Raw genomic sequence first — 23782 nt, forward strand, 5'->3', positions numbered from 1 at the left:
GTTCCCGCCCGAAACGCCGGGGTGGCGGTGTGGGTGGGGGTGGTGGGGGGGGGGGGGGCCCCCGGGGGGGGGGGCCCCCCGCCTCGCGGCCGTCGTCAGGAAGGCGTTTCAGGGCTTACTTGTCCTTGCCGCCGTCGCCGTCCCCGCCGGACTGCAGGCTCTCGTAGATCTCCTTGCACATCGGGCAGACCGGGAACTTCTTCGGGTCGCGCCCGGGGACCCAGACCTTCCCGCAGAGCGCGACCACCGGGTCGCCGGAGAGGGCTGACTCCAGCACCTTCTCCTTGCGCACGTAGTGCGCGAACCGCTCGTGGTCGCCCGGCTCGACCTCCTGCTCGACGTGCTCACGCTCGAGCAGACCGGTGGTCGAGCCCTCCGGGGAGGACATCGGGTCCAGCTGGGGTTCGGGATACGGCGTGGTCATGGGCGCCGAGTCTACGCCCGATCAGTTCATCGTCGGATCGTCCGGATACGTGGAGACCAGGGCCAGCTCGCCGCGCTGGCGGCGCAGTACCTCGCCCCACAGCCGCTCCGGCCGGTCGGTGAAGGCGTCGCGGGGCTCGGAGTCAACCACGAACCAGGCGCCTTCGGCGATCTCGCCCTCCAGCTGGCCCGCCGCCCATCCGGCGTACCCGGCGAAGATCCGCAGCCCGGCCAGGCCGGGGACGATCACCTCGGGCGGGGCGTCCAGGTCGACCAGGCCGATCGAGCCGATCAGCAGGCGCACCCCGACCGGCTCGGCGCCCTGCCCGGGCATCGCGACCAGGCCCAGGGCCGAGTCCAGCTGGACCGGGCCGCCCTGGAAGAGGCGGCCCGGTGCGGTCGTGTACGGCTGCCAGGCCGGCAGGACGGACGAGACGTCCACCTCCATCGGCCGGTTCACCACCAGCCCGAGAGCGCCGTCGTCACCGTGGTCCAGCATCAGGATCACGGTGCGGCGGAAGTTCTCGTCCTCCAGCGTGGGGCTGGCGACAAGGAGGCTGCCGCTCAGCCGACGCGTCTGGATGGACATACGCACATCATCACGGTCCGGACCCGGTGGATGCAGCCCAAGACGCAGACAGACTCGGCGATGACGGCGGGTAAACCCTGTGACGATCCCCACAACCCGGGCGACAGGCGCGAAATTCGCCCGTCGCCGGACCGGACTCAGACTGCTGCGGCGACCGCTGCGTCGTGCACCGCCTTGGCCACCACGGCGCTCACGTCGGGGTGGAAGACGCTCGGGACGATGTACGCCGCGTTGCGCTCGGAGTCGGTGACCACCCCGGCCAGGGCCTGGGCGGCGGCCAGCAGCATCTTGGTGTCGATGGTCTTGGACTGGGCGTCGAGCAGACCGCGGAAGACGCCCGGGAAGGCCAGCACGTTGTTGATCTGGTTGGCGAAGTCGCTGCGGCCGGTGGCCACCACGGTGGCGTGCTGCGCGGCCTCCACCGGGTCGACCTCGGGCACCGGGTTGGCCATCGCGAAGACCACCGCGTCGGGTGCCATGGTGGCGATGTCGGCACCGTTCAGGATGCCCGGGGCGGAGACCCCGACGAAGACGTCGGCCCCGGCCAGCGCCTCCTTCAGGGTGCCCGTGATGCCGCGCGGGTTGGTGTTCTTGGCGGTCCAGTGCAGGTTCTCCGGCAGACCGGTCCGGGCCGGGTGCACCACCCCGTCGATGTCGCAGACCACCACGTCGTGCGCCCCGGCCGCGAGCATCAGCTTCAGGATCGCCGTACCCGCCGCCCCGGCGCCCGACATCACGATCTTGACCTGCGAGATGTCCTTGCCCACGACCTTCAGCGCATTGGTCAGCGCGGCCAGCGTGACGATCGCGGTGCCGTGCTGGTCGTCGTGGAAGACCGGGATGTCCAGGGCCTCGCGCAGCCGCTCCTCGACCTGGAAACAGCGCGGGGCGCCGATGTCCTCGAGGTTGATCCCGGCGAACACCGGGGCGATCCGGATCACCGTCTCGACGATCTCGTCCACGTCCTGGGTGTCCAGGCAGATCGGGAACGCGTCGATGTCGGCGAAGCGCTTGAACAGCGCGGCCTTGCCCTCCATCACCGGCATCGCGGCCAGCGGGCCGAGGTTGCCCAGGCCGAGCACCGCCGAGCCGTCGGTGACCACGGCCACGGTGTTGCGCTTGATGGTCAGCCGACGCGCGTCCTCCGGGTTCTCAGCGATCGCCTGGCAGACCCGGGCCACGCCGGGGGTGTAGACCAGCGACAGGTCGTCCCGGTTGCGGATCGGCACCTTGGACTCGACCCGCAGTTTGCCGCCCAGGTGCATCAGGAACGTCCGGTCGGAGACCTTGCCGATGCTCACCCCGGACAGCGCGCGCAGCGAGGCGATCACCTCGGGCACGTGGTCGCCGCCGCGGGTGGCGCAGGTGACGTCGACCTGCAGCCGGTCCACCCCGGAGGCGGTCACGTCGAGCGCCGTGACGATCGCACCGGCGTGCTCGATCGCGTGCGTCAGCTCACTGACCGCGGTGGAACGGGCCGGCAGTTCCAGCCGGACCGTGATGGAAGATGAAACACTCGGTGCGCTCGCCATGGGCCCCATTGTGGCCTGTCCGGACACTTCCAGGGACCATCTGCGGGCGTTCTCTGAGCAATGGTCATTGAGTAAGCGGGAACGACGGGGACAGCACCGCATCCAGCCCGGCCGGCTCACCGTCGATGAAGCCCTGGTACTCGTCGCAGCCCATCCCCCGCAGCACCTCCAGGGTCTCGGCGTCCTCCACCCCCTCGGCCACCACCAGCAGGCCCATCCCGTGACCGAGGCCCAGCGCCGAGGCGACCACCGCGCCGCAGGACTGCTCACCGGGCAGATCGGCGACGAACGAGCGGTCCACCTTGAGCACGTCGACCGGGAGCTCACGCACGTACTGCAACGACGACCAGCCGGTGCCGAAGTCGTCCAGCGCGATCACCACGCCCAGCTCCTTCAGCTCCTGGAGCATCTGCCGGGCGCCGGCCGGGTCGTCGGAGAACGCGTGCTCGGAGACCTCCAGCACCAGCCGGTGCGGGGCCACCGCGGTCTCGGCCAGGGCCCGGCCGACCGTGCGCGGCAGCCGGCCGCTGACCAGCTGCCGGGCCGACACGTTCACCGCCAGCACCAGATTCGCGTGCGCGCTGCCGAGCTCGGCCAGATCGGCCAGCGCCTGGCGCAGGACCCAGTCGCCGAGCTCGACGATCCGCCCGGTGCGCTCGGCGATCGGCAGGAACACGTCCGGGCTCAGCACCCCGAGCTCCGGATGCCGCCAGCGCAGCAGCGCCTCGACCCCGGTCACCCGGCGGTCCCCGCAGGTGCGGCGGCTCTGGTAGACCAGCTCCAGCTCGCCGTCCCCGACCGCCCGGCGTAACGCGGTGGCCAGCTCGAGCCGCTCCTCCACGTCGTCGCGCAGGTCTGCGTCGAACAGCTCGTACCGGCCCCGGCCGCGGCCTTTGGCGTGATACATCGCGGTGTCGGCGTCGCGCAGCACGCTGCCCACCGGATCGTCGCCGGCCGGGACGGTGTCGACGACGGTGACCCCCACGCTCACGCCGGGCGCGACCTCGGCGTCGCCGATCACGATCGGGCTGTCGAGCACGTCGATGATCCGCCGGGCCATCGCGATCGCATCGCCCACCGCGTCCACCGCCATCACCACCACGAACTCGTCGCCACCGAACCGGGCGACCACGTCGGCCGCCCGGCAGCGCTTGCGCAGCCGCTGGGCCACCGCCACCAGCACCTGGTCGCCGACCGCGTGGCCGAGGCCGTCGTTGATGTCCTTGAACCCGTCCAGGTCGCAGAACAGCACTGCCAGCCGGGGCTTCTCGCCGTTCGCGGCCGGGCCGGCCAGCCGGGTGATCGACTCGGCCAGGCCCTCCAGCAGCACGGTCCGGTTGGGCAGGCCGGTGAGCGAGTCGTGGGTGGCGCGGTGGGCCAGCCCTTGCGGGTCCGGCCCGTTGCGGCCGTCGAGCAGCCGGTTGACCGCGACCAGGCCCCGGGCCCCGCCGGCCTGGTCGTAGAGCGCGGCCACGGTGGACTCGATCTCGGCCACCTTGCCCGAGCGCCGGTTGATCTGCCGGACGAACCCGTGCCAACGGCCCTGGACGTGCACCTGGCGCCGGGCCAGGGCCTGGTCGCCGTCCGGGAAGACGGTCTCGATCAGCTCGGACAGGGGCCGGCCGAGGGCGTCACCGGCGGCGATGTCGTAGGTGCGCTCGGCCGCCTCGTTCCAGTGGGTGATCTTGTCGAACCGGTCCAGGCCGATCACCGCGTCGGGCAGGATCGGCAGCAACGAGGAGGCCAGGCCCGTTCCCGCCGGTGCCCCCGGGCGCCCGTAGGCCAGGGCAGGCGCGTCGTGGGCCGGGGGCGCCCAGCGCAGCCCTCGGTCCTGATTCAGATCGGATTGCGTCACGATGCTGCACACAGTACCCACCGTGTCGCGTTCGGTAGCGGCGATTGGTCCGGAATCGCCCTTTCCGGCAGCTGGGAACTTGCCCAGAAATCAGAGTTCCAAGGGCCTGTCCTGTGGATCAGGGCCGTAGCGAGGAGGTGCCCGGGGCGCTGGCTGGGCGTGGCCGGTGGGGCCCCTCGCAATGGTTTTGCGTGGGGCCACGCCGGACGCGGTCAGACGGCGTCACGGGTGCCCCGCAGTAGGCAATGATCCGCAGGACAGGCCCTAAGCCGTGATCGTCGACTCGCGTACGATCAGCTCGGGCAGGTACACCACCTGGCGGTGCCGGTGCGCCCGCCCGTCAGCGGCTTCGGTCTCCTCGGTCAGCAGTTCGGCGGCGGTACGGCCGATCTGATGGCGCGGCTGACGGACCGAGGTCAGGGGCACTGCCGCGGCCGCCGCGAACTCGATGTCGTCGTAACCGATGATCGCCAGGTCTTCCGGCACCCGGATCCGCAGCCTGGTCATCTCCTGCAGCAGGCCCAGCGCAAGCAGATCGTTGGCGCAGAAGGCCGCGGTGGGACGACGGGAGGCCGGCATCCCGGCCAGACGCTGCCCGGCGGCCCGGCCCTCGGCCACGGTCAGGGCAGCGGTCGGCAGCACGATCGGCGCTCCGACGCCCTCCACCGCCTCACGAAAGCCCGCAAGCCGGTCCTGCACCTGGCCGACCGACTCCGGCCCGCCGACAAAGGCGATCCGCTCGTGCCCGCTCTCGGCCAGATACTGCCCAGCCAGCCGCCCGCCGTACACGTCGTCGACCGACACCGAGCAGTACTTCTCCCCGCCGGTGCGATCGACCAGCACCACCGGCACACCGACGCCCGGGGGCAACGAAGCCTCTACCCCCGCCGGATCGACCGGGGTAACCAGCACGCCCCGCACTCGCTGCTCGAAAAGCAGTTCCAGGTAATCGCGTTCCCGCTGGCGGCTGTTGTCGCTGTTGCACAGAAACACCGCCAGCCCGGCATCACGCGCCGCCTCTTCCACCCCTTTGGCCACGTCGGTGAAGAACGGGTTGGCCGCGTCCAGCACCAGGTAGCCGATCGTCCGGCTGGCCCCGGCGCGCAGGTGGCGGGCCGACTCGTTGCGCACGAAGCCGAGTTGCTCGATCGCCGCCTCGACCCGCGAGCGCGTGGCGGCGCCCACCCGGTCCGGGCGATTGAGCACGTTGGAGACCGTGCCGACCGAGACTCCGGCCGCCGCGGCCACGTCCTTCACGCTGACCGTCGCAGACACCGCGCACCTCTCCCCAGCCCCAACCGACAAAAGCCCGAACCGACAGACCCGAACCCGCGAACCCGTACCCGGCTCCGGTCGAAAGCGAAATTGAAACGCCTCAGACCGGTTTTGACCAGCACCTCGGCAAACCGCCGACTCTACCCAGGCCGCAGGCGAGGCGAGAAACAGCCCTTGACGACACCCGAAGAGCAGACATACCGTCTGAATCGTTTCACCATCGACGGACACGGAGCTGTGTTTCGCCCATGAACCGGTACTGCTTCCTGCTGCAGGTCCGCCCCGAGCGCCTGGCCGAGTACAAGGAACGTCACGCCCCGGTGTGGCCCGAGATGCTGCGCGCGCTGGCCGATTCCGGCTGGACGAACTACTCGCTCTTCGCCCGCCCCGACGGCCTTCTGGTCGGCTACGTGGAGGCCGAGGACCTGGATGCGGCGCAGGCGGCGATGGCCCGAACCGAGGTGAACGCGCGCTGGCAGGCCGGCATGGCCGAGTTCTTCGTCGGTCTCGACGGGCGCGCCCCGGACGAGGGATTCCTGCTGCTGGAAGAGGTTTTCAACCTCGAGAGCCAACTCGAGGCAACCAGGCGCTGAAAACGTCCGTCGGCCGGTAGCAAGAACCCCACCACCGGCCGACGGACGTTTTTCGCTCAGGCGCGCGAGGGCTCCTGGACCTCCGCCTCGGCGGCCTTCATCGCGACGGTCTTACGCAGCGCCACTTCCTGGATGAACAGCGTGGCGACCAGCCCGACCAGCCCGACGACCGCGGCGACCAGGAAGATCCGCGCAGTGCCGTCGCCGTAGGCGGCCCGCACCACCTCAGCCACCGGAGCCGGCAGGTTCTTCACGTCCAGCGTGCTGCCGCCGGAGGCCGCCGCGGACGGGTCCACCCCGATCCCGGCCAGACCGCTGACGATCAGATTGCCCACGTGGCTGGCCAGAACCGCACCCAGCACCGAGACCCCGACCGCGCCGCCGAGCGAACGGAAGAACGCGATCACCCCGCTGGCCGCACCGATCTCGGTGACGTCCACGGTGTTCTGCACGGCCAGGACCAGGTTCTGCATCGAGGCCCCGACGCCCGCCCCGACCAGGGCCATGTAGAGCCCGATCAGCACCAGCGAGGTGGTGTGGTCGATCGTCGCCAGCAGGCCGAAACCGACCACCAGCAGGGCCACTCCCCCGACGATGTAGCGCTTGTAGTACCCGCTGGCCACGATCAGCCGGCCGACGATCACCGAGGAGACCATCAGCCCGAGCATCAGCGGCATGGTCAGCAGACCGGCCTGGGTGGGCGAGTAGGCCCGGGCGACCTGGAAGTACTGGCCCAGGAAGACCGATCCGCCGAACATCGCGATACCGACCGCCAGCGAGGCGATCACGGCCAGCAGGGTGGTGCGCCGGCTGATGATCGAGGGCGGGACCACCGGCTCCTTGACCCGGCGCTCGACCGTCACGGCGCCGATCAGGGCCACCAGGGAGGCACCGAGGAAGGCGGCGGTCTGCCAGGAGAACCAGGCGAAGTCGTCACCGGCGAAGGAGACCCAGATCAGCAGGGCGCTCACCGAGGCGGCGATCAGGGTGGCGCCGCCCCAGTCGATCGAGGCCTTGCGCGGCCGGTGCTCCAGGTGCAGCGTCTTCTGGATCACGCCCAGGGCGATCACCGCCAGCGGCACGCAGACGAAGAAGCACCAGCGCCAGCCCAGCGCGCTGTCCACGATCACGCCGCCGATCAGCGGGCCGCTGACCGTGGCCAGACCCATCACCGAGCCCAGGTAGCCGTTGTACCGGCCGCGCTGGCGGGGCGGGATCATCGCGCCGATCACGGTCTGGGCCAGCGCGGTGATGCCGCCCATGCCGATGCCCTGGATCACCCGGAAGCCGATCATCTCGCCGACGTTCTGGGCGGCACCGGAGGCCACCGACCCGATCACGAAGATCACGATCGCGAGCTGGAGCAGGAACTTCTTGTTGTACAGGTCGGACAGCTTGCCCCAGATCGGGGTGGTGGCGGTCATCGCCAGCAGGGTGGATGTGACCACCCAGGTGTAGGCCCGCTGCGAGCCGTCCAGGTCGGCGATGATCGTCGGCAGGGCGTTGCTGACGATGGTGGAGCTGACCATGCCGACGAACAGTGCGGCCAGGATGCCGACCAGGGCCTCGACGATCTGACGGTGGGACATCTCGGCGTCGCTGCCGGGTAAGGAAGGCGGGTTGACCGTGGAACTCATGTGTGGACCTTTCCGGTACTGCTTGCGTTGATGGCGTGCTGAAAGGCCTCGTCCAGGCGGACGAGCTGGGCGCACAGCTGCCGCACCTCGGCGTCGCCCCAGTCGTCCAGCGCCTGGGCGACCAGCAGGGCGCGCTCGGAGCGCAGGTCCTGCAGCCGCTGGGCCCCGTCCGGGGTGATGTGGACCAGCCAGGCCCGGCCGTCGTGCGGATCGGGCCGGCGGGCGGTGAGCCCGGCGGCTTCGAGCACCGCCAGCTGGCGGCTGACCACCGAGGTGTCCACCCCCAGCAGCTCGGCCAGGGCCGAGCCACGGACCTCACCCAGGCCCTGCACCTGGGACAGGAGCAGCAGGGTGCTGAGCGAGAGCCGGTCGGACTGGCGGCCGATCATGGTCTTCGTCGACCGGTTGAGGGACTGCAGCTGGAGGAACAGGTCGGAGACCGCCTCCGGGGTGACGGGCATGGCGCCTCTTAGGGAGAAAGGTTGCTTGCCACAGACAACTATATGTCGAACGGTTTCATCGGGCAACTAATTCAGCCGTTCGGGGTACCGCCAGGACCGGCGCGAACTGCGCTTATACAGTTGTCCGCGTGTCTGCAACAGATCCCCTTCCGCCGACCACCCCCGAGCCGGACGGCGCTGATGCGGTAGCCCGTGCGTACGTGACGATCGAGCAGGAACTCACCGTGCTGATCCGGCGTGCCCGGAGCTTCTCGGCCCAGATGTCCCGCGAGTTCCACCCCGACCTGGAGCCCGGCGCCTACGCCATGCTGCTCTGGCTGGATGATGCCGGTTCGGCCCGGATGACCGAGATGGCAGCCTATTTCGGGATCGGCAAGCCGACCGTCTCGCGCCAGCTGCAGCTGATGGAGAAGCTGGACCTGATCACCCGTGAGGTCGACGAGAACGACCGTCGGGCCCAGCGGCTGACCCTCACCGAGAACGGCGCGAACCTGGTGCACCAGGCCCGCCAGGCTCGCCGGGCCAGCTTCAAGGTCCGGATGGCGGACTGGACCCAGGAGGACCTGGACCGCTTCGCCGGGCTGCTCAGCCAGCTCAACGAGGACCTGAGCAGACCGACCAATTAAGCCCACCAATTAAGGACGCCTCGTCCCCGGCTCGGTTCCGGATCAGGCCTTAGGGTCGGTTTCGACGAACTGGGCCGAGGATTTGGGGATGTGCTGTGGCCGGTAACGACGTCTACGACGTCATCGTGATCGGGGCCGGGCCTGCCGGCGAGAACGTGGCGGGCCGGACCGCGGCGGGTGGGCTGAGCACCGCCATCGTCGAGCGGGAACTGGTCGGCGGGGAGTGCTCCTACTGGGGCTGCATCCCCAGCAAGACGCTGATCCGTCCGGGTGACGTGATCGCTGCGGCCAAGCGGGTGCCGGGCGCCGACGCCGCGGTGACCGGCCCGATCGACGTGCAGGCGGCGCTGGCCCGCCGCGACTACATGACCTCCAGCTGGGACGACTCCGGCGCGGTGCCCTGGCTGAACGACAGCGGCATCGCCCTGATCCGCGGTCACGCCCGGCTCACCGGCCCGCGCACCCTCGACGTCACCGATTCCGAGGGAAACGTCCGCAGCCTGAGCGCGACGAAGGCCGTGGTGCTGGCCACCGGCACCAAGGCCGTGGTTCCGCCGATCCCCGGCCTGGCCGAGGCGAATCCCTGGACGAACCGCGGCGTCACCGAGATGAAGGAGATCCCGCAGCGGCTGGTGGTGATCGGCGGCGGTTTCGTCGGCGCCGAGATGGCGCAGGCGGTACGGCGACTCGGCGCCTCCGAGGTGACAGTGCTGGAGGGCGGGCCGCACCTGCTCTCCCGCGAGGAACCGTTCGCCGGCCAGGAGGTCGGCAAGGCCTTTGCCACGGAAGGTATTTCGGTTCGCACCGGGGTCAAGGTCACCGCGGTTGCCCGGGCCGGGGACGGCTCGGTGAAGGTGACGCTGGACGGCGGGGACGAGGTGGTGGCGGACGAGATCCTGGTCGCCACCGGGCGTAGGCCGGCCACCGATGACCTGGGTCTGGACCAGGTGGGACTGACTCCGGGCCAGCCGGTTTCGGTGGACGACCAGCTCGCGGCCACCGAACTGGACGAGAAGTGGCTCTACGCGGTCGGTGACGTGAACGGCCTGGCCCTGCTCACGCACATGGGCAAGTACCAGGCCCGGCTGGTCGGCGACATCCTGCTCGGCAAGGACGCGCGCGACCGTTCCAGCCGGGACGTGGTGCCGCGGGTGACGTTCACCGATCCGCAGGTGTGCGCCGTCGGCCTGACCGAGAAGCAGTCCCGGGAGCGCGGTCTCGACATCCGGGTGGTCAGCACGCCGACCGGTGGTGTGGCCGGGGCGACCACCTCGGGCGACGGGATCGAGGGCACCAGCCAGATCATTGTGGACGTGGCCCGCGAGGTGATCGTGGGGGCGACCTTTACCGGGCCGGGAGTTTCGGAGCTGCTGCACTCGGCCACGATCGCGATCAGCGCCCAGGTTCCGCTGGCCGATCTGTGGCACGCGGTGCCGAGTTTCCCGACGCTGAGCGAGGTCTGGCTGCGGCTGCTGGAGAGTTACGGACTCTGAACCACAAACAGAGGACGCCCGACAGCGCGAGGCTGTCGGGCGTCCTTTTGTTACTGGTTCAGATCAGTTGGCCGGGGCCTGCTGACGCGGAGCCCGGTTCGGACGCCCGCTGCTCGGGCGGCCACGACCGGCACCGTTCCCGCGCGGGGCGCCACCCTCACGGTGACCGCCGCCACCGTTGTAGCCGCCACCTCCGCCGCCGGAACGACGACGCTGACCGCCGCCCCCACCGCCCCGGCGCTCAGCCGAACGCTGCGGGATCGGACGGACCTCGATCGGCTCGCCGGACTCGGCCAGTTCCCGCACCACGGCGTGACCCGGGTGCACCGAGTCGGTGGTGGCGGTGACCGAGGCGTCGCGGTGCAGCCGGTTGATCTCGCGGTTCTGACCCGGCTCGGTGAACGCGACCACGGTGCCGCGGGCGCCGGCCCGGGCGGTGCGGCCGGAGCGGTGCAGGTAGTCCTTGTGGTCGCCGGGCAGGTCGTAGTGCACGACCAGGTCCACGTCGTCCACGTGGATGCCCCGGGCGGCCACGTCGGTGGCGACCAGGACCCGCGGCGAACCGGCAGCGAACGCGTCCAGCGCCCGCTGACGCTGGTTCTGGTTCAGGTTGCCGTGGATCGCGGTGGCCTCGGCCCCGGCCCGGGACAGCTGGCGGGCCAGCCGGTCGGCGCCGTGCTTGGTGCGCACGAAGAAGATGGTGCGCGCCGGGCGGACAGCGATCTCGCTGGCGACCAGCAGCTTCTCGGCCGGGCCGCTCATCGAGAAGACCTTGTGGTCCATCGCGGTGGCGGCGTCGGTGGTCGGCTTCACGGCGTGGAAGGCCGGGTCGGTCAGGTACTCGGTGACCAGCTTGTCCACACCGCCGTCGAGCGTGGCCGACAGCAGCAGACGCTGCGCGTCGGCCGGGGTGGCGTCCAGAATCCGCCGGACGGCGGGCAGGAAGCCCAGGTCGGCCATGTGGTCGGCCTCGTCCAGCACGCTGATCTCGATCTGCGACAGGTCGGCGGCGCGCCGGTCCATCAGGTCGATCAGCCGGCCCGGGGTGGCCACCACGACGTCCACGCCACGACGCAGCGCGTCCATCTGGCGGGAGATCGACAGGCCACCGACGACCGTGGTGACGCGCAGGCCGAGCGGGCGGGCCAGCGGGTTCAGGGCCTCGTTGACCTGGCGGGCCAGCTCCCGGGTGGGCACCAGGATGACGGCGCGGGGGGTGGCCGCGACGCGCTGCTTCGGCTCGGCGGCCAGGCGCGCGAGCACCGGGATGCCGAAGGCCAGGGTCTTGCCGGACCCGGTCTGGGCGCGGCCGAGCACGTCCCGCTTGGCCAGCGCGTCGGGCAGCACCCGGGTCTGGATCGCGAACGGCTTGTCCATGCCCTCGCCGGCCAGTGCGGAGACCAGCTGACGGGGAAGGCCGAGCTCGGCGAACGACTGCTCGGCCGGGGCGGGAGCCTCGGCGGCGGCGATCAGGGCCTGCTCGAGCGGGCTGGGGCCGGCCTGCGGACGGGGACGCCCGGAGGAACGGCGCGGACCACCCGGACGACCACCGGAGCGGCGGGAGTTACCGCCGAAACGCGAAGAGGACGTGCGGGGACGGTCTGAGGTATACGGCATGTAGTGCGACTACTCCATCGGTGTGCATGAGGCCACGCCGTTCGGAGACGTCGGGTCCGCGACGGAACCCGACCTGAGGCTCCGGCGGCCGGCGGGCGGCCTTCGACAGCGCAGGCCGGGGCCGGCGGTGTCTGTGATGGAGCGACTCTTTACGTGCGACCACGCGGGCGGCTCGCCCGCGAGAGCGGCGGTGCAGATCGCATCGCCAGTGGGGTTAGCGTAGCAGTGACTAGATTTCTTCCCGGCGCCGGTGATCTTGCCGGGACGTTACCGGTCCGCGAACCGTGCGTGGAGGAGACCTGACCGGCCGTCGCCGGCTTCACCCGGACGCCGCACCCACCCGTCCCAGCACCCGGTCCAGGTAGCCGTTCGAGAACATCCCCTTGGGGTCCAGCCGGTCCCGCAGCGCGGCGAACTCGTCCAGCAGCGGGTACACCCGGCGCAGGCCGTGCACGTCCAGCCCGTGCAGCTTCCCCCAGTGCGGACGGCCGCCGTAGTCGGCCATGATCCGCTCCACCGCGCCGAAGTAGGCGGCGTGCTCGGCCCGGGCCGGAACGTGCACGGCGATGAACGCGGTCTCCCGGCCCGAGGCCATCGACAGCGGGATGTCGTCCGGGGCCAGCACCCGGATCTCCACCGGGAACGGGATCCGCCAGCCGGCGTTCTCCACCGCGTCGCGCACCCGGCGCATCGCCTCGGGCAGCCGCGCCCGCGGGATGGCGTACTCCATCTCCTTGAACCGGACCCGGCGCGAGGTGATGAAAACCCGCTCGGAGCGGTCGGTGTAGGTGCGCGATCCCCACAGCCGCACGGCCACCCGGTTCAGCGGCACCACCACGGCGGGCACCCGGCGGCCGGTGGCGACCATCATCCGGAACACGTCGTTGGCCACCAGTTCCTCGTCGAACCAGGTGCGCATCCGGCCCAGCGGGGCCAGCCCGTCCTCCAGCGGCAGCCGGGTCTTGTAGCGGGTCTGCACCCGGTCGGTGTGCGGGAACCAGTACAGCTCGAAATGGTCGATGCCCTCGGCCAGTTCGGTGAAGTCGGCGAGCACCTCGGCCAGCGGCAGCGAGACCTCGCGCACCCGCAGCGCGAAGGCCGGGACGGTCTGCAGGGTCACCGTCGAGATCACCCCGAGCGCACCCAGGCTGACCCGGGCGAACTCGAACACGTAAGGGTTCTCGGTGGGCGAGCAGCGCAGCACCTCACCGTCGGCGGTGACCAGCTCCAGCGCCCGCAGCTGGGCGGAGATGGTGCTGAACCGGGTGCCGGTGCCGTGGGTGCCGGTGGCCAGCGCCCCGGCCACGGTCTGCCGGTCGATGTCACCGAGGTTGGGCAGGGCCAGGCCGACCCCGGCCAGGATGTCGTTCAGCCGGTGCAGCGGCATCCCGGCCTCGACCGTGACCAGGCCGGTGGTGGTGTCGATGCTGATCACCCCGGCGTGCCGGTCCAGCCGCAGCTGCAGATCCTCGGGGCGGGCGATGCCCGAGAACGAGTGCGAGGAGCCGATCGGCCGCAGCCGCCGTTCCTGGGCCGCGGCGTCCCGGACCGCCTCGACGATCTCGTCGGTCCCCCGCGGCGTCAGGACCGAGCAGTCCGCCTGCTCGCACCCTGCCCAGTTCGCCCACTTGGCCTCGCTGATCATCGCGCCCCCACGACAAAATAGGACGAGCGTCCAGATCGCCCCAGCGTGACCCTCTCGCCCTCCGGAGTCAACGGTTATCCACCCTGAGTTTCGGACGCTTGACCGATCCGCCCGATACGTCAACGCTTGCGCCATGACTGCGCTGGCCTCGCCCCTGACCACCAAGGCCCGACTGGACACGGCGACGGCTCATCTGGACCCACCGGTGGCCGTGGTCGACCTGCCCGCCTTGGACGCGAATGTCGCAGACCTGGTGCGGCGAGCGGCCGGTAAGCCGATCCGGCTGGCCAGCAAGTCCATCCGCTGCCGGGCGGTGCTGGAGCGGGTGCACGCGCAGCCCGGCTTCGCGGGAGTGCTGGGTTACACGCTGGCCGAGGCGATCTGGCTGGCCACGGATCCCGTCCACCCCTTTGAGGACGTGGTGGTCGGCTATCCGACGGCCGAGCGGGAGGCGTTGCGCCGGCTGGCCGCCGACGACGTGGCCCGGCAGCGGGTCACGCTGATGATCGACTCGGTCGAGCAGCTCGACTTCATCGACGCGGTGGCGCCCGGGCATCCGGACTTCCGGGTCTGCCTGGACATGGACGCCTCTTTGCGGATGGCCGGCGGGCGGGTACACATCGGCACCCGGCGTTCCGGGATCTTCACCGCACAGGACGCCCGCGCCTTGGCCCGGATCATCGGTGCCCGTTCGGGTTTCGTTCTGGACGGGCTGATGGGCTACGAGGGTCAGGTCGCCGGGCTGGGCAACCGACCCCCGGGAAAACCGTTGTACGGCATCGCGGTCACCGCGATGCAGGCGCTGTCGGTACGGGAGCTGGCCACCCGCCGGGCCGAGGTGGTGGCGGCGGTGAACGCCGAGTTCCCGCTGCGGTTCGTGAACGGCGGCGGTACCGGGAGCCTGGAGACGACGGCGGCCGAGGACGCGGTCACCGAGCTCACGGCCGGTTCCGGGCTTTACGGGCCAGGGCTTTTCGACGGCTACCGGCACTTCTCCCCGGCCCCCGCAGCGTTGTTCGGTACCGATGTGGCGCGCCGGCCGGGTTCGGGTTTTGTCACGGTGACCGGTGGCGGCTGGATCGCCTCCGGCCCGTTCGGGGCCGACCGGGTACCGATTCCAACCTATCCCCAGGGGCTTTCGCTGATCGGAACGGAAGGTGCGGGCGAGGTGCAGACGCCGCTGAAGGGTAAGCCGGCCGACGCGCTGAGCATCGGTGACCGGGTCTGGTTCCGGCACGCCAAGGCCGGCGAGCTGGCCGAGCACGTGGCCGCTTTCCAGCTGGTCGCGGCGGACGGCACGGCGACCGAGGTGCCCACCTACCGGGGCGAGGACCAGCACTTCCTGTGAGCGCGGACAGCGGAAGCGGGCCCTACCGCTGCCAGGTAGGACCCGCGACCGTCACTGCACTTGCTGCTACAGCTGGGTATCGATCTCACTCCCTGATTGTGTGAATGTCACCGTCATCTCGGAGACCTGCAGACCGGTTGCGTCCTCGATCTGCTGGAACTCCTCAATCGCCTCCGACACCGAGCTCACCGTGGTGTTCTCGTTCAGAAACGCGTCGACGGCCGTCTGATCGAGTCCCTGCTGCACTGCGGACAGATCATTCTGATCGGCAATCACCTCCTGAGACGCCTCCAGGCCCTGGTCGATCAGGATCTGGTCCTGGAGCTGAGCCTGCTGGATCCCGAAGGTCTCCAGCGAGGCCTGGATGTCGTCGGCCCTTTGCTGAGCCTCCAACTGGGCTTCCAGCTGGATCTGACGTTCGTCCTGCCGGTCCAGGACCGCCTGCTGAGCCGAGTCGGTCCGTTGCGCCTGGTTCGCCAGACGGGCCTGCTGGTCCGTCAGCGCCTGGGCGTTCTGGGTGCGCAACTCGTTCTGCTGGGCGAGGAACTGGGCCTGCTGGCCGATCGCCGTGCTGGTCTCCCCGAGGTCACCGATCGGGCCGATACTCATGTCTGTACCTCGATTCTGGTCGTGGTGACGGACACCCTCAGCATCGGCCCGGACCCCGGAAGTGGTTACCCCTCCGGTCCGCCGATCGGCGGAACCGCATTCGGCATTCCCCCGGGCGGCCCAGCCCCCGGTTGCGGCCCGGCCGGGCCGGTCGTCGAATCCACCACGCCCTGGATGATCGGGGCGATCAGGGTGCTCATCTCGGCTCGGGAGGCGGAGGCCAGCGGCTCCAGACGGATCACGTAGCGGGCCATCATGATGCCGACCATCTGGGCAAAGGCCCGGGCGGCGACCGGGCGGGAAGCACCGAAGGTCTGTTCCAGCCGGGGCATCAGCACCTGCTCCAGGATGCTGCGCAGCATGCCCGCCCCGAGCTCGCCGGTCATCGAGCCGCGCAGCAGGGCCAGCAGCGGCGCCCGGCGCTCCTCGTCGTCCCAGACTTCGATGATCAGGCCGGCCAGGCGCTGCCCGAACTCCTCGCGCGGGCCGGCCGCGAACATCTCCGGCAGCACCTCGAACGGGTTGACCGGGAAGTTCACCGAGGCGATGAACACCTGCTCCTTGGAACCGAAGAAGTGGTGCACGAGCGCGGGATTCACCCCCGCCGCAGCGGCGATCGCCCGGATCGTGGTGCCCTCGTAGCCCCGGTCGGAGAAGAGCTTTGTCGCGGCGGCGAGGATCTCGTCGCGCGTACCGGAGTTACCCGGCCGCCGTCCGGCCACGTTCCCATCACGTCCTTACGCTGTCTTCCGGCGCAGCGTCACCGCCCCCAGTCCGAGGGCCAGCAAAGCTGCTGCGGCAACGATACCCAGGTCCCGGACCAGGTTCTGGTCGGTACCGGCGGCGATCGCGGCCACCGCCTCGACCGCGTACGACAGCGGGAACACATTCGAGACCGCCTCCAGCACCGGGGTCATCGCCTCCCGGGGCACGAACAGCCCGCACAGAAACACCTGCGGCATCACCACCAGCGGCATGAACTGCACGGCCTGGAACTCGCTGCGGGCGAACGCGCTGGTGAAGAGGCCCAGCGCGGTCCCGAGGAGAGCGTCCAGGGCGGCCACCAGGACCAGCAGCCCGACCGACCCGCCCACCTCCAGGCCCAGCCCCGCCACGGTGACCAGGACCACCACCCCGACCTGGAGCAGCGCGGTCAGGCCGAACGCCAGGGCGTAGCCGAGCAGGAAGTCGAGCCGGCCCAGCGGCATGGTCATCAGCCGTTCCAGCGTGCCGTCGCGACGTTCGCGCAAGGTCACCACCGACGTCACCAGGAACATGATGGTGAACGGGAAGATCCCGATCAGGGCCGGGCCGGTCCGGTCGAAACGCTCCGGCTGGTCCAGGACGTAGCGCAGCAACACCATCAGGACCGAGGGGAAGAGCACCAGCAGCGCCACGGTGCGCCGGTCGTGCCCGAGCTGCTGCAGCACCCGGCGGGCGGTGGCCCAGGTGCGCGCCCCGCTCACGCCGCCACCTCCATGTTCCCGACCAGGCTGATGAAACCTCGCTCGGCGTCCGGCTCACCGGTACGTTCCAGCAGCCGGGCGAGGGTGTCGTGGAACAGCAGACGGCCCTCGCGCAGCAGCATCAGCTCGTCGCAACGCTCGGCCTCGTCCATCGCGTGGCTGGACACCAGCAGGCTCACGCCCTGCCCGGCCAAGCGGTGGAACAGCTCCCAGAGTTCGGCCCGCAGCACCGGGTCCAGCCCGACCGTGGGCTCGTCCAGCACGATCAGCCGGCTGCGCCCCAGCAGGGCCACCGCCAGGCTGACCCGCGACAACTGGCCACCGGAAAGCCTTGATGCCAGCTGCTTCTCCCGGCCCCCCAGACCGACCAGGTCGATCACCCGCTGCACCTCGGCCGGGTCGTCGCCGCGCACGGCGGCGAAATAGCGCAGGTTCTCGGCCACGCTCAGGTCCGGATAGACCGCCGCGGTCTGCCCGGCGTAGCCCACCTGAGTCCGCAGCACCGCCGCTCCGGCCGGATGCCCCAGCACGGTCACCGAACCGGCGCTGATCCGCTGCACCCCGACGATCGCCCGGATCAGCGTGCTCTTGCCCGACCCGCTGGGGCCGAGCAGTCCGGTGATCCGCCCGGCCCGGATCTGGGCGTCGATACCGGACAACACCTCGCGCCCGCCGCGGGTCACCCGCAGGCCGCGCACCTCTGTCGCGCTTAAATTATCCATGCGTTTAATTTGCGCCTGAGCCCACGCCCTGTCAACGGAAACCGGTCCGGACATGACGAAGGGCCCGAGGTTCCTCGGACCCTTCGTCGGAGCAGATCTTCAGTTCAGGAAGCCACGCAGCCAGTCGTACTGCTCCCGCTGCTGGTAGCCCTGGCCGCCTTCGTGCTGGTTGTACGGGTACTCCCGGATGCTCTTCTCCCCCGACCAGGCGTTGTAAGCGCCGTACACGGTCGAGGGCGGGCAGGTCGGATCCATCAGGGCGACCGAGAACAGCGCGGGCACGCCGGCCTGCCGGGCGAAGTTGACCGCGTCCACGTAGGCCAGGGTCTGGAACAGCCGGTCGGCCCGTTCCCGGCGGCGCAGCAGGAAATGCACGATCTCGTCGTACGGCGCCCGGGTGCTGATCCACGCCGCCCGCGGGAAGTCGCACAGGAACGGGACGTCGGCCAGCACCGCCTGCGCCCCGCCCAGCACCCCGCCGGAGATCGCCAGCCCGCCACCCTGGCTGATGCCGTGGGTCAGCACCCGCGACGAGTCCACGGCGTCCAGACCTCGGACTGCGTCCACCGCGAGCGCAGCATCGGTGATCAGACGCCGGTAGAAGTGATCCTCGGGCGAGCGCCAGCCCTGGGTGAGATAGCCCGGGACCGAGGGACTTCCGCTGCCCCCGGCGTCATCCGTATCGCCGCCCTGGCCTCGGGTGTCCATCACGAAGTGCGCGTAGCCGGCCAGCGCCCAGCCCAGCCGCTCGTGCGGCAGACCGCGTCCGCCGGTGTAACCGATGTACTCGACGATCCCGGGCAGTGGCGCCTCGCCGCGGTTGGCCGGCAGATGCAGCCAGCCCTTGACCGGCTGGCCGCCGAACCCGCTGAACGTCACGTCCCAGGTGTCCACCGTGGTCAGCCGGTTGTCCACGGGCTCCAGCCGGGTCTCGGCCGCCGCCGCCCGGGACTCCTTGAGGGTGCGCTGCCAGAACTCGTCGAAGTCGTCCGGCCGCGTGACCTCGGACTGGTACCGGCGCAGCTGATCAAGCGGCAGATCGGCGTATCCCATAGCTCTCCCAACTAGGTTTTACGGACGGGACGCGTGGGCTGCGGCGCCGATCAACGGCGCGTTCTCGGGGTCGGCCGCGACGCGGAGCACCACGTCCCGGGCCAGCCCCTTGCGCAGCGGAGCCTCGATCAGGTCGAAGGAGCCGGCGATGGATCCGCCCAGCACCAGCACTTCCGCGCCGAAATCCCGGACGTAGGGCGACATCGCCTCGCCAAGCGCCTGAAACGCGTGCTCCAGAACCGAGGCCGCCACGCCGGGTCCCCGCCGAGCCAGGTCCGCGATCTCGTGCACGTCCAGGTCGGCGCCGGTCCGCTCCAGGTAGGCGCGGCGGATCGCCCGGCGGGACATGGTCTCTTCCAGCTCCGCCCCGCCCCAGACGATGAAGTGCGCCTCGCCGTCCGGCGGAACGCCTGGGCCCGACGACATCGCCACGCCGTCCGCGATGAAGGCCGAGCCAACCCCGGTACCCAGAGTCAGGCAGATCGCCCGCCGGAAACCCTCGGCCGCCCCGGCGGTGAACTCGCCCAGGCCGAAACTGTCTGCATCGTTGAGGAAGACGATTCGCCCGGGAGTATCCGGAAGCCGGGCTGCGAAGGCCGCCCGGATGTCGAAGCCGTTCAGCGCCTCGAACTTGCCTACATTCTCGAAACGCCCGATGCCGGCCGGATAGTCGAACGGCCCGGGCATCGCGATCCCCCACGGTGCCCCGGCCCCGGGCGCCAGCCAGTGCGCCCCCTCCAGCATCACGTCCATGAACGCCTCGGCCGAGATGTCCGGATCCACGTGCCAGCGCCGCGAGCGCAGCACCGCCGGTGGCTCGAGCGTGACCAGTGCGGCCGTCAGGTGCGAGCCGCCGACCTCCACAACTGCGACCGTCACGGCGCGATCACGACATTACGCAGGGGCTTTCCGTCGCGCAGGGCCTCGGCCTGAGCGCGTACCAGGGCCGCCACCCGCGGGGCCATCGCCGTGCTGTTGCCCCCGATGTGCGGGGTGACGATCACGTTCTCCAGGCTCCACAGCGGGTGATCGGCCGGCAGCGGCTCGGGGTCGGTCACGTCCAGCGCTGCGCGGATCCGCCCGGTGGACAGCTCGGCCACCAGGGCCGCGGTGACCACCACCGCCCCACGGGCCACGTTGACCAACAGCGCGTCCGCCTTCATGGCGGCCAGGAAATCAGCGTCCACCAGCCCGGTGGTGGCCGGGTTCAGCGGCACGGCCAGCACCACGATGTCCGCCTCCGGCAACAGAAGCGGCAGCTCGTCGATGCCGTGAACCAGACCACCCGCGTCCGTACGACGCTTTGACGCCACCCGCACCACGGTGACCTCGAAGGGCGCCAGCCGGCTCATGATCGCCTGCCCGACTCCGCCCTGCCCGATCACCAGGACCCGGGAGTCCGCCAGCGCCCGGGTGGTCCCGCCGATCCACTCACCGCGTTCGGAAGCCCGCACGCACTCCGCCAGATTGCGCTGCGCAGCGATGATCAGACCCACCGTGAGCTCCGCCGTGGACGCCTCGTGCACACTCGCGGCGTTGCAGAACGTCATGCCCTCGGGCAGCGCCTCGGCCACCCCGTCGTACCCGATGCTCTGGCTCTGCACCACGCAGCCGCCGAGCGGCTGCAGCGCCTTCAGCTCGGGCGCCTTGGACATGTACGGCGGCACCACCAGATCGAAGTCGGTCCGCGGTGGTGGATCCTGCAGGTCCCACCGCACCGGGGTGATCCCGGGCAGGCCCGCGAGGGCTTCCATCAGCTCGTCACTGGGCAAACTGACCACGATCGTCATGCGGCGAAGCCTTACATCCCGGTACTGGCCTCCGCCAGAGGGGTCCGGTTCTGCTCCGCCACATCCAGGGCCTGTGCCGGACCGAGCAGTTCCTCCAGAGGCCTGCCGTTCAGTGCCTGTGCGGTCACTTTCCGTCTCTCCGGGTACGTGGTGGGGCGGTCGAAGAGAGTGGAGTAGGGCACGATGCAGCCGGGCGCGACCCGCACCCCGTCCAGCCAGAGTGAACCGACGGCCCCGTCATGGGTGACGCCGAGGTCGTCCCGGCGGATCACGGCGAACACCTCGTCGGGTTCGTCGCTCGGCTCGGCCAGCTCGTCGACCAGCACCGCAGGCACCACCAGCCAGTCGTTGCGCAGCACCCCCGGCGCGCAGACGCTCTCACCGTCGAGCCGATAGACCCCGTTGCGCCAGCGAGCCAGCGTGATCTGCGGCCCTGCCCCACGATCCGGCCCGCCGAAGCCCGGCCCGACTCCGGCGAAGCAGGCGCCGGCCAGCGCCTCACCGAAGAAGTAGCTCTGCTGCTCGAGCGTGGCCTGCTCAGCCAGCACCTGGAGGAACAGGTAGTGACCGTGCAGCAGCCGGGCGCGATCCGGCTCGACCTGGGCCACCCGGTGCAGTGCCTCGACCAACGTGGTCACCGAACAGCCCGGGCCGCCGAACGCCTTGGGCACGGTGATCCCGGTCAGGCAGCGATCCATGGCGCCAGCATGCTGGATCGGCGGCGCCCGGGGAACGCCCCCACGCCTACCTCACAGCGAAAAGACCGAGTAGTGCCCCAAATCCACCGGTCCCGTCACCGAATCACCACAAGTGACGCCACGGTGAAACGAAAATCCCTACGCTGGATCATATCTCAGCTTTGCGGAGCCCCAAGCACAGAACGCCCCGAGCTCAGGCCGTCCAGATCGCCGAGCTCCGAGAGCGTGAGCAGATCCTGGATCCGGTGCAGGCCGGGCTCCAGCGTCGGCGCCCGGCGGGTGGCGATCGCGACGATACGAGCGGCGTAACCAGCCTGCCGCTGCCCACCGGCCCAGCTGAGGCTCTGCCCGGCCCGGGCGAAGACCTGCCACCCCGGCTTGCCGGGCAGATGCAGCGCCGAGGGCAGCCCGGCGGCACCGCGCACCCGGGTCAACCGCTGCAGCAAGGCGGTGCTGAACCGGTCACCGGTGGCCAGATACGTCCGCACCGGCCGCCCCAGGCCGGCGGTGAGCATCTGCTGGCCGGGGAAATCGACCCGGAGAAAGCTGCGCCAGCGGCCGTCGGGCAGGGCCAGCTTCTGGGCATCGCTGAAGTTCAGCACCTCTTCGCCGGTGGCCGGATCGGTGAAGTACGTGCCCAGCAACGCATACGTAGAGCCCAGATCGGCCGCGCTCTGCGGATCACCGACCCCGAGCACCACGCCGATCTGGACCGGTTCCATCACGCCGAGCCCAACCGCACCGGCCACCGCGTCACGCGCGAGCACCCCGGCCAGCAACGGAATCAGCCGAGCGCCGGCCAGGACCGGCGTTCGGGGATGCGCCGGCAACACCATGTCGCCGATCTCCACGAAGGCCGCGCTCGCCGCCGCAGCCCGCTCGGCCAGACGCGGATCCGTCACCCCGGAGACGTTCACCACCACGGCCACCTGCCCGGCCGCCCGGTACAGGTCGGCCAGATCGCCACGCAGGTTCACCGCCTGCTCGTACTGGATCGGATCCCGCCCGGCGAGCACCGCCTCGACGCCCATCCCCGCCAGTTCCCTCGCCGTGGCCCGGCCCAGGTCGCCCGGACCGTCGAGGATGAGTGCCCGCACGTTCGTCACTCCTTCTGATCTACAACGGTTTCCACTATGCGCGAGGTTGTCGGGGCTCGCGCGATGAAGCCGTTGCGTCCGATCTGTGCAGGGCATCGGAGTCGGCCCGGGGCTTCGGGATCCCCGCCGAGGTAGCCGCACCCGAGGCCATCACCCGGTTCCGGCCGGCCGCCTTGGCCTCGTACAGCGCCTCATCCGCTCGCTGGGTCACCTGCTGCGGGGTCTCACCCCGGCGCACGCAGGCCACTCCGGCGCTCACCGTCATCACCCCGAACGGCTCGTTGCCCGGGTGCGTCAGCCCGGCCTGTTCCAGCGCCGCGCGGTGTCGCTCGACGATGGTCCGGGCCTGCTCGATGTCCACCGAACGGAGCAACAGCAGCAGTTCCTCACCGCCGTAGCGGTAGATCCGGTCGTTCGATCGGCTGGTCCGGTCCAGCAGCATCGCCACCGACTGCAGGGCCAGATCACCGGCCTGATGCCCGAGCCGGTCGTTGTAGATCTTGAACCGGTCCAGGTCGAACAGCGCCACCGCGTAGCGGTCCCCCGAGGCGGCCTGCTCGTCCGCCTCGCGCAGGTCGTCGGCCAGCTGCAGCCGGTTCGCGATGCCCATCAGCGGGTCGGTGCGCGAGTCGTGCCGCAGTTCGTCATTGCTCCGGCGCAGCACCGAACCCCGGATCGCCAGCAGCACCCCGACCATGCCCACGCCGATGCTCAGCGCCCCCATCCGGGCGTCCTTGCCGGTGGCCACGATCTGGACGACGGACAGCAGCAGGAACGAGACCGTGGGCAGTACCCCGCCGCGGTTGCGTACTCCGGTCAGATCCGCCCGCCCCTCAGCCGGCTTGGCCTTCCAGGCGCCGATCCCGATCAGCACCATGCCGATCGTCCACAGCGGGTCCAGAGCGCTGTCCCCCGCCACGTAGGTCTGGTTCAGCAGCGGCGGTGCCCAGGCCACGAAAGTGCCCGCCTCGACCACCAGGCCGGCCAGGAGCATGCTCAGCCCCCAGTTATGCCGCAGCCTCAGCGATCCGGCCACCACTGCCTGCAGCATCACCATCGCCGTGGAGACGAAGATCAGGGGGTAAGCCAGAATTGTCGCCACTGCAACGGTGCTGAGGGTGGAGCCATGAATGTCCGGCCACAGCAGCACCAGAAGCAGCACGCAGACGGCTGCTCCCAGTGGGGCGAGTTCCATCCACGACAGTTCACGCTCACGGTTGCGGGCCCGGGCAAGTCTGCGAATACCTATGGCG

Annotated in this window: 23 protein-coding genes; 4 read left to right on the top strand and 19 right to left on the bottom strand. The window is 70.4% G+C overall.

What is annotated here, in order from left to right:
* Positions 1-115: 115 nt before the first annotated feature.
* The 5 genes from LR394_RS37835 to LR394_RS37865 all read right to left on the bottom strand — a co-directional run bounded on the left by LR394_RS37835 (position 116) and on the right by LR394_RS37865 (position 5674).
* Positions 116-424 (bottom strand): DUF3039 domain-containing protein, encoded by a 309-nt coding sequence (locus tag LR394_RS37835; protein ID WP_231449528.1) that lies wholly within the window; start codon positions 422-424, stop codon positions 116-118.
* A gap of 21 nt (positions 425-445) precedes the next feature.
* Complete coding sequence (locus LR394_RS37840) at positions 446-1012, bottom strand: YqgE/AlgH family protein (RefSeq protein WP_231449529.1); 567 nt, start codon at positions 1010-1012, stop codon at positions 446-448.
* A 137-nt stretch (positions 1013-1149) separates the two neighbouring features.
* A complete protein-coding gene (locus LR394_RS37845) occupies positions 1150-2544 on the bottom strand; it encodes an NAD-dependent malic enzyme (RefSeq protein WP_231449530.1) in 1395 nt (464 codons plus the stop codon).
* 64 nt (positions 2545-2608) lie between these two features.
* A complete protein-coding gene (locus tag LR394_RS42485; protein ID WP_331283135.1) occupies positions 2609-4399 on the bottom strand; it encodes a putative bifunctional diguanylate cyclase/phosphodiesterase in 1791 nt (596 codons plus the stop codon).
* Positions 4400-4663: 264 nt separating this feature from the next.
* On the bottom strand, positions 4664-5674 hold the full coding sequence (locus tag LR394_RS37865; RefSeq protein ID WP_231449531.1) for a LacI family DNA-binding transcriptional regulator: 1011 nt from the start codon (positions 5672-5674) through the stop codon (positions 4664-4666).
* A 248-nt stretch (positions 5675-5922) separates the two neighbouring features.
* On the opposite strand from LR394_RS37865, the gene LR394_RS37870 reads away from it, so the two are divergent.
* Entirely contained in the window at positions 5923-6267 is a 345-nt protein-coding gene (locus LR394_RS37870) for an L-rhamnose mutarotase (RefSeq protein WP_231449532.1), read from the top strand.
* Between the two features lie 56 nt (positions 6268-6323).
* On the opposite strand, the gene LR394_RS37875 is transcribed toward LR394_RS37870, so the two are convergent.
* Positions 6324-7904, bottom strand: a complete 1581-nt coding sequence (locus tag LR394_RS37875; protein ID WP_231449533.1) for an MDR family MFS transporter — start codon at positions 7902-7904, stop codon at positions 6324-6326.
* Positions 7901-8365, bottom strand: a complete 465-nt coding sequence (locus LR394_RS37880) for a MarR family winged helix-turn-helix transcriptional regulator (protein WP_231449534.1) — start codon at positions 8363-8365, stop codon at positions 7901-7903. The genes LR394_RS37875 and LR394_RS37880 overlap by 4 nt, the downstream gene beginning before the upstream one ends.
* Positions 8366-8493: 128 nt before the next feature.
* Here LR394_RS37880 and LR394_RS37885 point away from each other — a divergent pair, with 128 nt between their 5' ends.
* Both LR394_RS37885 and LR394_RS43465 read left to right on the top strand, forming a co-directional pair.
* The gene (locus LR394_RS37885) at positions 8494-8991 is read left to right on the top strand and encodes a MarR family winged helix-turn-helix transcriptional regulator (RefSeq protein ID WP_231449535.1); all 498 of its coding nucleotides are present in this window, start codon (positions 8494-8496) and stop codon (positions 8989-8991) included.
* A gap of 95 nt (positions 8992-9086) precedes the next feature.
* Positions 9087-10484, top strand: a complete 1398-nt coding sequence (locus LR394_RS43465) for a dihydrolipoyl dehydrogenase family protein (protein ID WP_231449536.1) — start codon at positions 9087-9089, stop codon at positions 10482-10484.
* Between the two features lie 63 nt (positions 10485-10547).
* Here the strand turns inward: LR394_RS43465 and LR394_RS37895 are convergent, their stop codons facing one another.
* Positions 10548-12101, bottom strand: a complete 1554-nt coding sequence (locus LR394_RS37895; RefSeq protein ID WP_231449537.1) for a DEAD/DEAH box helicase — start codon at positions 12099-12101, stop codon at positions 10548-10550.
* Between the two features lie 319 nt (positions 12102-12420).
* Complete coding sequence (locus tag LR394_RS37900) at positions 12421-13746, bottom strand: D-arabinono-1,4-lactone oxidase (protein ID WP_231449538.1); 1326 nt, start codon at positions 13744-13746, stop codon at positions 12421-12423.
* Positions 13747-13879: 133 nt separating this feature from the next.
* On the opposite strand from LR394_RS37900, the gene LR394_RS37905 reads away from it, so the two are divergent.
* A complete protein-coding gene (locus LR394_RS37905; RefSeq protein ID WP_231449539.1) occupies positions 13880-15094 on the top strand; it encodes an amino acid deaminase/aldolase in 1215 nt (404 codons plus the stop codon).
* Positions 15095-15160: 66 nt separating this feature from the next.
* On the opposite strand, the gene LR394_RS37910 is transcribed toward LR394_RS37905, so the two are convergent.
* The 10 genes from LR394_RS37910 to LR394_RS37955 form a co-directional block, all read right to left on the bottom strand.
* Positions 15161-15703: a hypothetical protein gene (locus LR394_RS37910; protein ID WP_231449540.1), complete on the bottom strand. Its 543-nt coding sequence runs from the start codon at positions 15701-15703 to the stop codon at positions 15161-15163.
* 65 nt (positions 15704-15768) lie between these two features.
* On the bottom strand, positions 15769-16425 hold the full coding sequence (locus tag LR394_RS37915) for a TetR/AcrR family transcriptional regulator (RefSeq protein ID WP_231449541.1): 657 nt from the start codon (positions 16423-16425) through the stop codon (positions 15769-15771).
* Between the two features lie 15 nt (positions 16426-16440).
* The gene (locus tag LR394_RS37920; RefSeq protein WP_231449542.1) at positions 16441-17169 is read right to left on the bottom strand and encodes an ABC transporter permease; all 729 of its coding nucleotides are present in this window, start codon (positions 17167-17169) and stop codon (positions 16441-16443) included.
* Positions 17166-17891 carry an ABC transporter ATP-binding protein gene (locus LR394_RS37925; protein WP_231449543.1) on the bottom strand — a complete coding sequence of 242 codons (726 nt, stop codon included), beginning with the start codon at positions 17889-17891 and terminating at the stop codon, positions 17166-17168. The genes LR394_RS37920 and LR394_RS37925 overlap by 4 nt, the downstream gene beginning before the upstream one ends.
* A gap of 99 nt (positions 17892-17990) precedes the next feature.
* Complete coding sequence (locus LR394_RS37930; protein WP_231449544.1) at positions 17991-18944, bottom strand: acetylxylan esterase; 954 nt, start codon at positions 18942-18944, stop codon at positions 17991-17993.
* An 18-nt stretch (positions 18945-18962) separates the two neighbouring features.
* Positions 18963-19823, bottom strand: coding sequence for an ROK family protein (locus tag LR394_RS37935; protein ID WP_231449545.1), 861 nt, complete (start codon positions 19821-19823; stop codon positions 18963-18965).
* Positions 19820-20734, bottom strand: coding sequence for a 2-hydroxyacid dehydrogenase (locus LR394_RS37940; RefSeq protein ID WP_231449546.1), 915 nt, complete (start codon positions 20732-20734; stop codon positions 19820-19822). Before LR394_RS37940 ends, LR394_RS37935 begins: the two co-directional genes overlap by 4 nt.
* An 11-nt stretch (positions 20735-20745) precedes the next feature.
* Complete coding sequence (locus LR394_RS37945) at positions 20746-21432, bottom strand: acyl-CoA dehydrogenase family protein (RefSeq protein ID WP_231449547.1); 687 nt, start codon at positions 21430-21432, stop codon at positions 20746-20748.
* Between the two features lie 155 nt (positions 21433-21587).
* The gene (locus LR394_RS37950; RefSeq protein WP_231449548.1) at positions 21588-22529 is read right to left on the bottom strand and encodes a hypothetical protein; all 942 of its coding nucleotides are present in this window, start codon (positions 22527-22529) and stop codon (positions 21588-21590) included.
* A 34-nt stretch (positions 22530-22563) separates the two neighbouring features.
* Positions 22564-23724 (bottom strand): GGDEF domain-containing protein, encoded by a 1161-nt coding sequence (locus LR394_RS37955; RefSeq protein WP_231449549.1) that lies wholly within the window; start codon positions 23722-23724, stop codon positions 22564-22566.
* Between the last annotated feature and the right edge of the window lie 58 nt (positions 23725-23782).

This window comes from Kineosporia babensis (assembly GCF_021129305.1).
Classification (GTDB): domain Bacteria; phylum Actinomycetota; class Actinomycetes; order Actinomycetales; family Kineosporiaceae; genus Kineosporia; species Kineosporia babensis.

Bases quoted from the DNA above. Each gene is read 5' to 3' on its own strand.
- LR394_RS37940 (WP_231449546.1), bottom strand. From the start codon at position 20,734: ATGACGATCGTGGTCAGTTTGCCCAGTGACGAGCTGATGGAAGCCCTC.
- LR394_RS37900 (WP_231449538.1), bottom strand. From the start codon at position 13,746: ATGATCAGCGAGGCCAAGTGGGCGAACTGGGCAGGGTGCGAGCAGGCG.
- LR394_RS37955 (WP_231449549.1), bottom strand. From the start codon at position 23,724: ATGGAACTCGCCCCACTGGGAGCAGCCGTCTGCGTGCTGCTTCTGGTG.
- LR394_RS37840 (WP_231449529.1), bottom strand. From the start codon at position 1,012: ATGTCCATCCAGACGCGTCGGCTGAGCGGCAGCCTCCTTGTCGCCAGC.
- LR394_RS37895 (WP_231449537.1), bottom strand. From the start codon at position 12,101: ATGCCGTATACCTCAGACCGTCCCCGCACGTCCTCTTCGCGTTTCGGC.
- LR394_RS37845 (WP_231449530.1), bottom strand. From the start codon at position 2,544: ATGGCGAGCGCACCGAGTGTTTCATCTTCCATCACGGTCCGGCTGGAA.
- LR394_RS37910 (WP_231449540.1), bottom strand. From the start codon at position 15,703: ATGAGTATCGGCCCGATCGGTGACCTCGGGGAGACCAGCACGGCGATC.
- LR394_RS37875 (WP_231449533.1), bottom strand. From the start codon at position 7,904: ATGAGTTCCACGGTCAACCCGCCTTCCTTACCCGGCAGCGACGCCGAG.
- LR394_RS37945 (WP_231449547.1), bottom strand. From the start codon at position 21,432: ATGGATCGCTGCCTGACCGGGATCACCGTGCCCAAGGCGTTCGGCGGC.
- LR394_RS37835 (WP_231449528.1), bottom strand. From the start codon at position 424: ATGACCACGCCGTATCCCGAACCCCAGCTGGACCCGATGTCCTCCCCG.
- LR394_RS37880 (WP_231449534.1), bottom strand. From the start codon at position 8,365: ATGCCCGTCACCCCGGAGGCGGTCTCCGACCTGTTCCTCCAGCTGCAG.
- LR394_RS37870 (WP_231449532.1), top strand. From the start codon at position 5,923: ATGAACCGGTACTGCTTCCTGCTGCAGGTCCGCCCCGAGCGCCTGGCC.
- LR394_RS37905 (WP_231449539.1), top strand. From the start codon at position 13,880: ATGACTGCGCTGGCCTCGCCCCTGACCACCAAGGCCCGACTGGACACG.
- LR394_RS37925 (WP_231449543.1), bottom strand. From the start codon at position 17,891: ATGGATAATTTAAGCGCGACAGAGGTGCGCGGCCTGCGGGTGACCCGC.
- LR394_RS37930 (WP_231449544.1), bottom strand. From the start codon at position 18,944: ATGGGATACGCCGATCTGCCGCTTGATCAGCTGCGCCGGTACCAGTCC.